Source organism: Kitasatospora sp. NPDC056783 (assembly GCF_042789895.1).
GTDB lineage: Bacteria > Actinomycetota > Actinomycetes > Streptomycetales > Streptomycetaceae > Kitasatospora.
The window spans coordinates 1-10,433 of record NZ_JBHUAF010000306.1; the positions used below are offsets into that span (position 1 = coordinate 1).

The 10,433-nt window shown below is 72.0% G+C and carries 11 protein-coding genes; 7 read left to right on the forward strand and 4 right to left on the reverse strand.

Annotation, left to right across the window (positions count from 1 at the left end; genetic code table 11):
- The first annotated feature begins 95 nt into the window (after positions 1-95).
- Both ACFRMQ_RS30990 and ACFRMQ_RS30995 read left to right on the forward strand, forming a co-directional pair.
- Positions 96-1,841 carry a hypothetical protein gene (locus tag ACFRMQ_RS30990; RefSeq protein WP_380734021.1) on the forward strand — a complete coding sequence of 582 codons (1,746 nt, stop codon included), beginning with the start codon at positions 96-98 and terminating at the stop codon, positions 1,839-1,841.
- 165 nt (positions 1,842-2,006) lie between these two features.
- The gene (locus ACFRMQ_RS30995; protein ID WP_380734022.1) at positions 2,007-2,639 is read left to right on the forward strand and encodes a hypothetical protein; all 633 of its coding nucleotides are present in this window, start codon (positions 2,007-2,009) and stop codon (positions 2,637-2,639) included.
- A 28-nt stretch (positions 2,640-2,667) separates the two neighbouring features.
- On the opposite strand, the gene ACFRMQ_RS31000 is transcribed toward ACFRMQ_RS30995, so the two are convergent.
- Genes ACFRMQ_RS31000 through ACFRMQ_RS31015 form a run of 4 tightly spaced genes read right to left on the reverse strand, consistent with a single transcriptional unit; the run spans position 2,668 to position 6,458 of the window.
- Positions 2,668-3,180, reverse strand: coding sequence for a hypothetical protein (locus tag ACFRMQ_RS31000; RefSeq protein ID WP_380734023.1), 513 nt, complete (start codon positions 3,178-3,180; stop codon positions 2,668-2,670).
- Positions 3,177-3,725, reverse strand: a complete 549-nt coding sequence (locus ACFRMQ_RS31005; RefSeq protein WP_380734024.1) for a hypothetical protein — start codon at positions 3,723-3,725, stop codon at positions 3,177-3,179. The genes ACFRMQ_RS31000 and ACFRMQ_RS31005 overlap by 4 nt, the downstream gene beginning before the upstream one ends.
- On the reverse strand, positions 3,722-6,004 hold the full coding sequence (locus tag ACFRMQ_RS31010; RefSeq protein WP_380734025.1) for a hypothetical protein: 2,283 nt from the start codon (positions 6,002-6,004) through the stop codon (positions 3,722-3,724). The genes ACFRMQ_RS31005 and ACFRMQ_RS31010 overlap by 4 nt, the downstream gene beginning before the upstream one ends.
- 13 nt (positions 6,005-6,017) lie before the next feature.
- A complete protein-coding gene (locus ACFRMQ_RS31015) occupies positions 6,018-6,458 on the reverse strand; it encodes a hypothetical protein (RefSeq protein ID WP_380734026.1) in 441 nt (146 codons plus the stop codon).
- 214 nt (positions 6,459-6,672) lie between these two features.
- Between ACFRMQ_RS31015 and ACFRMQ_RS31020 the strand changes: the two genes are divergently transcribed.
- From ACFRMQ_RS31020 to ACFRMQ_RS31040, 5 genes are read left to right on the forward strand one after another with little or no spacing between them, the layout of a single operon-like run.
- Positions 6,673-7,692, forward strand: coding sequence for an ABC transporter ATP-binding protein (locus ACFRMQ_RS31020; RefSeq protein WP_380734027.1), 1,020 nt, complete (start codon positions 6,673-6,675; stop codon positions 7,690-7,692).
- Positions 7,676-8,575 (forward strand): ABC transporter permease, encoded by a 900-nt coding sequence (locus ACFRMQ_RS31025; RefSeq protein WP_380734028.1) that lies wholly within the window; start codon positions 7,676-7,678, stop codon positions 8,573-8,575. Before ACFRMQ_RS31020 ends, ACFRMQ_RS31025 begins: the two co-directional genes overlap by 17 nt.
- Before the next feature lie 32 nt (positions 8,576-8,607).
- Positions 8,608-9,525: an ABC transporter ATP-binding protein gene (locus ACFRMQ_RS31030; protein WP_380734029.1), complete on the forward strand. Its 918-nt coding sequence runs from the start codon at positions 8,608-8,610 to the stop codon at positions 9,523-9,525.
- Entirely contained in the window at positions 9,522-9,662 is a 141-nt protein-coding gene (locus ACFRMQ_RS31035) for a hypothetical protein (protein WP_380734030.1), read from the forward strand. Before ACFRMQ_RS31030 ends, ACFRMQ_RS31035 begins: the two co-directional genes overlap by 4 nt.
- Positions 9,659-10,375, forward strand: coding sequence for an ABC transporter permease (locus ACFRMQ_RS31040; RefSeq protein ID WP_380734031.1), 717 nt, complete (start codon positions 9,659-9,661; stop codon positions 10,373-10,375). The genes ACFRMQ_RS31035 and ACFRMQ_RS31040 overlap by 4 nt, the downstream gene beginning before the upstream one ends.
- The last annotated feature ends 58 nt before the right edge of the window (positions 10,376-10,433 follow it).

Sequence of the window (10,433 nt, forward strand, 5' to 3'; positions counted from 1 at the left end):
GCGCTAGGATCTGGGCGATTCCCCGGGGGGTGGTTCTGGAGTCGCGGACTTCCCATGCCCCGGCCGCGTGTGTCGAGTCCAAGATGAAGGACGGCATGACCAGAGACATATCCAAAGGCCGCCGGCTGCGCCGGTCCACCGCGGTCGCCCTGTCGGCGGTGACCGGGTTCGCCGCGGCGGGCCTCGTCGCCCCGGCGGCCTCGGCCGCCCCCGCTCCGCAGGCCGACGCCATCACGATCGGCGACGTGTCCTTCCAGAGCGGCCTGTCGCCCGCCGGTGGCACCGCGCCGGTGTCCTTCCCGGTGTCCGACGCGATCGCGATCTCCAAGGTCACGGTGACCGCGCACGGTCCGGCCGCCCAGGGCTGCGCGCCGACGGCCTCGGCCACGTTCCCGGACGGCACCCTGTCGACGTCCGTCTCGCTGAACCTGCCGTTCGCGGGGGCCGGCACCACCCAGGGCCCGAACGGCTCGCTGCCGACGGGCTGCCAGGCCGGCCTGTACGCGCTGGAGATCGCGGTCACCGACGCCAACGGCACCCACAGCTACGGCGCGGCCGGCACCCCGCTGACCAAGCCGCTGGACATCTCGGTGGGCAGCGCGGGCACCTACGTGGCGATGGCGCCGCAGCGCCTGCTGGACACCCGCGACGGCGGCACGCTCGGGGCCCGCGGCGTCACCACGCTCAAGGTCGCCGGCACCGCGGGCATCCCGGCCAACGCCGTCGCCGTGGTCATGAACGTCACCGCGACCAACGCCCTGGACGCCGGGTTCGTCACCGTCTACCCGGCCGGCCAGCCCGCCCCGATCACCTCCAACCTGAACCACACGGCGGGGCAGACCATCCCCAACGCGGTGACGGTCCAGCTCGGTGACGGCGGCGCCGTCCAGCTGCTCAACGGCTCGTTCGGCAACCTCGACCTGGTCGCCGACGTCACCGGCTACTACGTCCCGGACACCACCGGGGCCGTCTACACCGGCTTCGCCCCCAAGCGCGTGCTGGACACCCGGCCCACCCACGTGCCGGCCCGCGGCACGGTCACGGTGAACCTGTGCAGCCAGGCCCGTATCCCGTACGACGCGACGGCCGCCGCGCTCAACGTGACCGTCACCGACCCCAAGGGCGTCGGCTTCCTGACGGTCTACCCGCACGGTCAGGCGCTGCCGAACGCGTCGAGCCTCAACTTCACCACGGGGCAGACGATCTCCAACATGGCGATCGCCCGGCTCGGCACCGGCTGCCTGGTGGACGTCTTCAGCTCGGCGTTCGCGCCGGTCGACGTCGTGGTCGACGCCTCGGGCTACTTCGTCCCGGACACCAGCGGCCAGACCACCGACGGCGTGCTGGTCACCGGCGCCCCCGACCGGGTGTACGACAGCCGCACCACCAACCACCCGCTGGCCGGCGGCACCTCGATGCTGGGCTGGGGCCTCAAGCCGCGCGAGTGGGGGATCGGCTCGCTGCTGCTCAACGTGACGGTCACCGCCCCGACCATGGACAGTTACGTCACCGTGTACCCCGACGGCGCCCCGGCGGACTCGGCCCCGACCGGTGCCGGGCTGCCGAACGCCTCGAACCTGAACTTCTCGGCGGGCCAGACCATCCCCAACATGGTCAACGCCACGGTGGGTGCCAACGGTTACGTGGACACCTTCAACCACGTCGGCAGCACCCACCTGGTGCTCGACATGTTCGGCTACTACACCACCGGCGTCGGCGCGAAGGCCGCCGCCACCGCCAAGTCGGCCGCTCCGGCGCCGTCCGTGGCCGGGAGCACCCCGCTGGTGAACCCGCTGCGACTGCCGGTCGTGCCGGCGACGACCGCCGTCGGCCGTCCCTGATCCCCGGCTGTCCGACGGGTGCCACCTCCCGGGGTGGCACCCGTCGCCGTTTCCGGGCGGCGCCGTCACGGCCGTGCGGGGGCGGTGGCGGTGTCGGGCCGAGGCGCTAGTCTTTCGGCCGCACCAACGATCTGATCATGCGTCACCACGGGGGGTTCCTTCGCCATGCCTTCTTCCAGCTCCAGCAGACTTCTCGTCGCGGCCCTGGCCGCCACCGCCGCGTTCGGCCTGGCGGCCTGCGGGCCGGACAACTCCTCGGACCAGGGCGCGGGGAGCGGGGCGGCCGCCGCGACCACCGCCCCGGCGACCGGTGCCGCGTCGGCGGGGGCCACCCCGACCGGTGCCGCGCCCACCGGAAAGCCGGCCGGCAAGCCCACCGCCAAGCCCGCGGGGACCGCCAAGCCCTCGGACAGGCCCTCGGACGAGCCGGAGGGCTTCTGCACCCACGATCCGGATCCCGCCGGTCAGAAGTGGGTGATCCCGGGGAAGGGCACCACCGCGACGACCCTGGTCTACAAGGACACCAAGGACGCCTGCGGCGTGAACGACGTCATCTTCGAGCCGGTCGGCGCGGACAGGAGCGCGCCGTTCGCGCCGACCGTCAAGATCCACCTGAACTCGGTGCTGGCCCCGTCGAAGGACGTCGGCGCGGCCGACCTGGCGAAGCACGTCAGCGAGTGCATCGCCGATCCGGCCGCCACCAAGGGCGTCTACCCCTGCTCGGGCGGCGGCGACTACAAGGTGACGATGGACGCCTCCGGCAAGGTCACCGACCTGTGGGAGCGCCCGCACAGCTGACGGTCAGTCAGCCGAGGTGCCGGGCGGCTCACACCTCGGTGACCGACTCGGCGCCGTCGGCACAGCCGAGCTCCTGGGCGGCCCGCTTGGCGAAGCTGGTCAGGAGCTCGGTCACGTGCGCCCGGTCGGGGACGTCGGCCGAGGGGACCTTTCCGAACCTGAGCGCGGCCCGGTAGGGCTCGATCTTGCCGTTCAGGGCGCAGCCGAAGGCGACTTCACCGTCGAGGCCGGTGCCGGGGTACACGGCGCTGTTCGCCATGACCTGGAGCACCCGCCCGCCCTGGCCTTCGACCCGGCAGTCCATGCCGGGCGCGGTGTCCCGCGTCATGGGGCGGAACCCGGTCTCCACGAAGACCCTGGGGGTGTGCCCCAGCAACGCGGAGAATCCCGGGGCGTCGAGAGTGCCCCGGCATTCCCCGTGCGAGAGGTCCACGGCCGGCGGCCGGTACTCGGTGTGGTCGAGGTACGCGTGCCAGCCGAGCAGGCCGCCGCCCAGCAGCAGGGCCGTCGAGCCGGCGATCACGAGTCGGAAGCGCTTCACTGGCAGACGTCCTTCATGCTCTTCTGCAGCCGGTCCTGGGCGATCTTCTCCAGGTCCGTCTGCTGCCGGTCGGCCGGGCCGCCCCGGGCCGCCTCACCGGCGGCGACGACCAGCTGGACGTGACCGGCGGGGCCGCCGTAGCAGTAGTCGGAGACGGTTGCGCCGCCGGGCCAGGAGGCGGCCACCTTGCCCGCGCTGAAACTGCGGGCATCCGGGTGCTTGGCCGCCTCGGGGGAGAGGGCGGGCCCGCCGTCGTGGAAGGTGGCGGAGACGGTGATCGCGGTGCGCCCGTCCACGCGGACCGCGCAGGACACGGGATCGGAGGGACGGCTCCTCGACCTCTCCTCCACGTCCTGCCCGCCGGGCGGCAGCAGCCGTCCGAGCGGGGTGTCGCCACCGGTGGGCAGCGTGCAGAGATAGGGCTCCCGGCCGGCCGACCCGATCGGCCGGTGGCCCCGCCAGTCCAGGTAGCCGACCGCTCCGGCGGCCACGACGGCCACGGCCACGGCGGCGGACAGCGCCCGGCGTCCTCCGTACCCGCTCATGCGTTGCCCGGCGCGTGGCCGACGTGGTTGTTGACAACCCCGGCGGTGTACCCGTTGATCACGCTGATCCCGGCGCTCTCTTCGAGGCGCAGCCTGTCCGCGTCACTGAGACCGGAGGCGCGGGCGGCGTCCTCGATGGCCTGCTTGACGCTCCCCACCGCCTGGTTCTGGGCACTGGCATTGCCGTCGCGTGCCGTCTGGTTGCCGGCTGCGGTGGTGTCCTGCTTGTTGGCCTCGATCACGCTCTCGGCGATCGAGTCGACGATCTGGCCGGCTATCTCTCCGCCGACCGGTATCTTCTCGGTCACCGTGCCGATGATGCTGTTGAAGGCGTCCTTGCCGTAGCCGACGTTCTTCTCCAGCGCGTCGTTGAATTCCTTGTCGGACTTGGCGTGCTGGTAGTGCACCTCGTCGACCCTGGCCTCGTTGAGGATGCCGGCGGCGATTCCGCCGGCGTGGGCGGCGTTGTTGATGTCGACGTTGAGCCGGGCGAAGTCGGTCTGTCCGGCGTCCAGGTGGCCGCGAACGAGAGCGGTGGTGTACGCCTGGTTGGCGTTGACCACCGCGCCGTAGGTCTCCGGATCCCGTCCGAGCGCGTCCAGCAGGCCGCCCACGCTGGACTTGTCGAGGCGGGCCGGGGAACCGTTGACCGGCAACTCGTGGGTGGCGGAGAGCGAGCTCTGTACGTCCCCGATGTACTCGGCGGTCATGTGCCCGAGGTTCGCCCGCAACGGGGCGAGCTTCCCGTCGCCCTTGATGTCCTCCAGTACCCCGTTGCCGTCGCTCCGGCCGAAGGTGTCCACGACCCGCTTCATCAGGTCGGCCTGTTCGGGGGTGTGCTTGGTGGCCGGCACGGGGCCCGGCTCGTCGCCCGGGTGGCCGGTGGTGGCGGCCTCCAGGGCGCGGCCGAGGGCGGCCGGACCGGCCTGCCTGCTCGCGTCCCACACCTTGGGGTCCCGCGCGCTGGTGTCCGGGACCCAGTCCTTGTCGTGGGAGTAGTAGTTGAGGTAGTCGGCGGGCTTGGGCTTGCCGCCCTGGTCGACCGTGCCGTCCTCGTTGTACGCGGTCGGCTTCTCCGTGAAGAACTTGGTGGCCGCCTCCGGGCTGTGCCCGAGCGCGTCCAGGATCGCCGTGGTGGGGCGGAAGCCGGCGCCCGCCTCGGCGCCCCCGGTCAGGTTGAAGCCCTGGATCGGGGAGCCGGGCATCGGGGCCGGCCAGTACCGGTCCTTGGTGTCGAGCTGGGTGACGTGCTCGGCGATCGGGTTGAGGAAGTGGGCGTCGTAGTCGCCGTTCATCAGGATGCCGGAGAGCACCTGGTAGCCGTACGGCACGTAGTCCAGTCCGGAGGCCCGGTACGGCTTGTCCCAGACCGGCTGGGAGCCGGCCTTGCGGAAGGCGGCGTTCCACTCGTCGGACAGGTGCGGCTCGTTGGTGGTGCGGGTGGCGGTGGCCAGGGTGAGCCCGAGGTTCTTCTGGAGCTGCTCGTAGCCCTTCCAGCGGGCGGACTTGTCGTCGCGCGGGTGCGCCGGGTCGCCGACCATGGAGTTCCAGGTCTTGACCAGGCCGTCCGGGCCGAGGTCCTGGTAGAACTTGGTGGCGAACTTCGGGTCGTCACCGTGCGAGGCCAGCAACGAGTTCAGCTCGACGAGTTCGGGGTCGGTGATGTTCCCGCCCTTGGCCGCGAGCTGGGCGGCGCGCTTGCCGTCCGCCTCGGGGCCGCCGCCGATGGCCTTGCCGTTGAAGGACTTCGCCTGGTCGGTCGTGCTGTCGGCGCGCAGCGCGTAGGCGATCCGCTCGTCGGCGGCGGTGGCCTCGGCGACGACGGCGTCGATCGCCTTGCGGGCGGCCTCCGCCTTGGCGGCCCACTCCTTCTGGTACTCCCGCAGGGCTTCGTAGTCGTGCCGGGTGGCGTTGTCGGCCGGGGGCCAGCTCACGGTGCCGGTGTCGGTGACGGTCAGCCCGGCCGTCCGAGCGTCCGCGACCGACTTGTCCAGCTTGGCCTTGGCCGCCCTGAAGTCGGTCGAGGCCTCCTTGAATATCGAGGCGAAGGCGTTCGCCTCGGTGACGGCGGCGGTCAGCTGCTCGTTGGTGCGCTGGAGGCCGGGCCGCGCCTGGTCGGCCGAAGGGCCGCTCCAGCAGGCGGAGTTGACCTTGGCCATCACCGTGCTGTCCCAGTCGTTGTCCAGCGACCGGAGCTTCACGGCCACGTCGGTCCAGGCGGTGGAGGCGGAGTCCAGGACGCCGAAGTCGGCGGTGCTGAGCTCGTGGAAGTCGACCATGTCCGGAGCCCCCTCAGCCGGTGAAGCCGGCCTGGTTGGCCGACTCGTTGCGCTGGTAGTTGGTGGCGGTGGCGCGCAGCGCCTGGGTGGTCTGGCCGATGGTGGCACCGAGGGCGGCGACGCACTGGTCCCACGTGGTGGTGGCGCCCTGCGCGGCCTGGCCGGTGCTCCAGCCGGCGAGCGAGGTGGAGACCTTGGCGGTGGCCTCGTCGGCGGCCCGGCCGTCGGTGTTGAGGCGGGCGTGTATCTGGTCGGAGTTGTTCCCCGCGGTGGCGAGCGCGTCGGGGTCGGCGCTGAAGCCGCCTCCGCCACCGCCTCCACCGGCCGGCGCCGAGGCGGAGTTGATCCGGGTGCGGGCCGTCTCCTGGGCGCGGGCGCGGTCGGTCAGGTTGCCGTCCGCGTCGTAGGCCCATGGGTTCATCATCCGGTCGAACGCCGTCGCCCGATCAGTCATGTCGATCGCTTCCCCTCCGTGCCGGCCCGCTGTTCCGGCACCCCCGTCGGCAAAGAATCCGTCAAAGACGTCAAGATTTCGACAAAGGGTACAGGGGCCTCCGGGTATGCCGAACCCCTAGGGGTACGGGGGCCGGACGTCATCCCGCAGCAGCAGAGGGCCTCGTCATTCCAGCTCATGACCCGTACGGCAGAAGGCCGTTACGTTGGTGAACGTGTCCACAGCTGTCATCAAGACGGACGGCCTCACCAAGAGGTTTCCCCGTGTCACCGCGCTCGACCAGCTCACCGTCGAGGTGCGGCCGGGCGTGGTCGGTCTGGTCGGGGCCAATGGCGCGGGCAAGTCCACCCTGATCAAGATCCTGCTCGGGCTCGCCCCGGCGACCTCCGGCCGGGGCGAGGTCCTCGGCCTGGACATCGCCACCCAGGGCTCCGAGATCCGCGCCGGGGTCGGCTACATGCCCGAGCACGACTGCCTGCCGCCGGACGTCTCCGCGACCGAGTTCGTGGTGCACATGGCCAGGATGGCGGGCCTGCCCGCCACCGCCGCCCGTGAGCGCACCGCCGACACCCTGCGGCACGTCGGCCTGTACGAGGAGCGGTACCGCCCGATGGGCGGCTACTCGACCGGGATGAAGCAGCGGGTCAAGCTCGCCCAGGCGCTGGTGCACGACCCGCAACTGGTGCTGCTGGACGAGCCGACCAACGGCCTCGACCCGGCCGGCCGGGACGAGATGCTGGGGCTGATCCGCCGGGTGCACACCGACTTCGGCATCTCGGTGCTGGTCACCACCCATCTGCTCGGCGAGCTGGAGCGCACCTGCGACCACCTGGTCGTGATCGACGGCGGCAAGCTGCTGCGCTCCTCCTCCACCGCCTCCTTCACCGAGGCCACGGCCGTCCTCGCCGTCGAGGTCGGCGACTTCCCGGACGACCACGCCGGGGAACCGGGCCCGGCGCTGCGCGAGCGGCTCGCCGCGGCCGGACTCTCCGTCCAGCCCGAGGGCTCGCACCAGCTGCTGGTCCGGCTGGCCGACGAGTCGACGTACGACACCATCCGCGACACCGTCGCCGAACTGGGCCTCGGCCTGGTCCGGTTGGAGCAGCGTCGGCACCGGGTCGCCGAGCTCTTCACCGAGTCCCGGGAGCAGGACGCCCGGGGCACCGAGCAGACCGAGCAGACCGAGCAGACCGAGCAGGGCAAGGGAGGGACGAACGATGCCGCTGCCTCCTGAGAGCAGGTCCGCCGACACCGGCGTCATCCACGACATCGGCTACCGCGGCTACACCGGCCCCCGGCTCGGCCGCTCCTACGCCACCCGCGCGCTCTTCACCCAGAGCCTGCGCGCCGCGTACGGGCTCGGCCGCTCCGGCAAGTCCAAGGTGCTGCCGATGCTGGTGCTGGGCGCGGTCACCGTGCCCGCGCTGATCACGGTGGCGATCTCGGTGGTGATGAAGCGGCCCGAGCTGCCGGTCGACTACACGGGCTACCTCTCCATGCTCAGCCTGGTGGTCTCGGTCTTCCTCGCCTCCCAGGCGCCGGTGCTGTTCTCCCGGGACCTGCGCCACCAGACCGTCCCGCTCTACTTCTCCCGCCCGATCACCCGCGCCGACTACGTGCGGGCCAAGTTCGGCGCCATGGTCTGCGCCCAGCTGCTGCTGATGGCGGCCCCGCTGCTGGTGCTGTACGTCGGCGCGCTGCTCGGCGGGATGGACTTCGCGCACAACACCGGACACGTCCTGTACGGCCTGACCGCGGCCGTGCTGTACGCCCTGGTGCCCACCTCGGTGGCCGTGGTGATCGCGGCCGCCACCCCGCGGCGGGGCTTCGGGGTGGCCGCCATCATGGGCTACCTGACGGTCAGCGCCGCGCTGGGGGCCGCCGCGGTCGGGATGAGCAACCCCGGTACGGCCGGCTCCGACACCGCGCAGTGGACGTCGCTGATCTCGCCCACCGACCTGGTGGAGTCCCTGGTCAACGAGCTGTTCGGGCTCGGCGGAGGGCTGGACCGCCGGCACGCGCCGGGCGGCCTCGGGGTGCTGGTGTTCGCGCTCGTCGCGGCGGCCATGGTGGCCGGCTCGTACCGGCTGCTGCTGCGCCGCTACCGCCGGGTCTGATCGAACCGCAGTATCCGAGAGGAGAGGGCCGCATGGCCACCATCAGCATCGACAAGGTCTCCCGCTGGTTCGGGAACGTGGTCGCGGTCAACGACATCACCATGGACATCGGCCCCGGCATCACCGGTCTGCTCGGGCCGAACGGCGCGGGCAAGTCCACCCTCATCCACATGATGAGCGGCTTCCTGGCCCCCTCCAGCGGCTCCGTCACCCTGGACGGCGCGCCGATCTGGCGCAACCAGCAGGTGTACCGGCAGATCGGCCTGGTGCCCGAGCGGGAGTCGATGTACGACTACCTGACCGGCTGGGAGTTCGTCCTCGCCAACGCCGAACTGCACGGCCTGCCCCAGCCGGGCGCCGCCGCCCGCCGGGCGCTGGACCTGGTGGAGATGGCGTACGCCAAGGACCGCCGCACCGGCACCTACTCCAAGGGCATGAAGCAGCGGGTCAAGATGGCCTCGGCGCTGGTCCACGACCCGTCCGTGCTGCTGCTCGACGAGCCCTTCAACGGCATGGACCCGCGCCAGCGGCTCCAGCTGATGGACCTGCTGCGCCGCTTCGGCGCGGACGGCCGCACGGTGCTGTTCTCCTCCCACATCCTGGAGGAGGTCGAGCAGCTGGCCCGGCACATCGAGGTGGTGGTGGCCGGACGGCACGCGGCCTCGGGAGACTTCCGCAGGATCCGCCGACTGATGACCGACCGCCCGCACCGCTACCTGGTCCGCTCCGACGACGACCGCCGGCTCGCCGCCGCGCTGATCGCCGACGGCTCGACCACCGGCATCGAGGTGGACGAGCGGGAGCGGGCGCTGCGGATCGAGGCGGTGAACTTCCAGGGCTTCACCACGCTGCTGCCCAGGGTCGCCCGGGAGGCCGGCATCCGGCTGTACACCGTCTCCCCGGCGGACGAATCGCTGGAGAGCGTCTTCTCCTACCTGGTCTCCGCGTGAGCGCCGCCACCCGGACGGCCACCACCCGGACCGTCGCCACCCGGCCGGCCACCACCCGGACCGCCATCGCGAGGACCGTCACCCCGGCCGTCGTCACCAGGACCGTTGTTGCCCAGGAAGGGGCCGACCGACCATGAACCCCACCGTCGCCAGGCTGACCCTGCGCGGTCTGCTGGGCCGCCGCCGCGGTCTGCTGTTGCTGGTGGCTCCCGTCCTGCTGCTGGTCGTCGCGGCCCTCGCGAGCGCGTCCGGCGCCGACGCGCACGAGATGACCGGCCGGGTGCTCGGCACCCTCGGCCTCGGCACCCTGGTCCCGATCCTCGGGCTGGTGGTCGGCACCGGGGTGATCGCCACCGAGATCGACGACGGCTCGATCGTCTACCTGCTGGCCAAGCCGCTGCCCCGGTGGCGGATCGTCACCACCAAGCTGGCCGTCGCGATCGGCGTCACCTGGCTGTTCTCGGTCGTCCCGACGCTGCTGGCCGGGCTGCTGCTGGTCGGCACCCAGGACGGCGTGGCCCTCGGCTACGCGGTGGCGGTGCTGGTCGCCGGGGCCACGTACAGCGCGCTGTTCCTGCTGCTCGGCGTGGTCACCCGGCACGCGGTGGTGGCCGGGCTGGCGTACGCGCTGATCTGGGAGTCGACGGTCGGCAACTTCGTCGAGGGCGCCCGGACGCTGAGCGTCCAGCAGTGGGGCCGCGCGGTGGGCGAGGCGGTCGCGGGGCAGAACGCGATCAGCGCCGACGTCTCGCTCGGGGCGGCCGTACCGCTGCTGCTGGTGGTCACCGTCGCCGCGACGGTGCTCGCCTCGGTGAAGCTGGCCGGGCTGACCCTGGCCGCCGAGGAGTAGCCCCCGCCCCATGCGACAGGGCCCGGACTCCCATGGAGTCCGGGCCCTGTGCGCGTAC

Excerpts from the sequence above, each read along its gene's own strand:
- ACFRMQ_RS30990 (WP_380734021.1), top strand. The coding sequence starts at position 96 with ATGACCAGAGACATATCCAAAGGCCGCCGGCTGCGCCGGTCCACCGCG.
- ACFRMQ_RS30995 (WP_380734022.1), top strand. The coding sequence starts at position 2,007 with ATGCCTTCTTCCAGCTCCAGCAGACTTCTCGTCGCGGCCCTGGCCGCC.
- ACFRMQ_RS31005 (WP_380734024.1), bottom strand. The coding sequence starts at position 3,725 with ATGAGCGGGTACGGAGGACGCCGGGCGCTGTCCGCCGCCGTGGCCGTG.
- ACFRMQ_RS31010 (WP_380734025.1), bottom strand. The coding sequence starts at position 6,004 with ATGGTCGACTTCCACGAGCTCAGCACCGCCGACTTCGGCGTCCTGGAC.
- ACFRMQ_RS31015 (WP_380734026.1), bottom strand. The coding sequence starts at position 6,458 with ATGACTGATCGGGCGACGGCGTTCGACCGGATGATGAACCCATGGGCC.
- ACFRMQ_RS31025 (WP_380734028.1), top strand. The coding sequence starts at position 7,676 with ATGCCGCTGCCTCCTGAGAGCAGGTCCGCCGACACCGGCGTCATCCAC.
- ACFRMQ_RS31030 (WP_380734029.1), top strand. The coding sequence starts at position 8,608 with ATGGCCACCATCAGCATCGACAAGGTCTCCCGCTGGTTCGGGAACGTG.
- ACFRMQ_RS31040 (WP_380734031.1), top strand. The coding sequence starts at position 9,659 with ATGAACCCCACCGTCGCCAGGCTGACCCTGCGCGGTCTGCTGGGCCGC.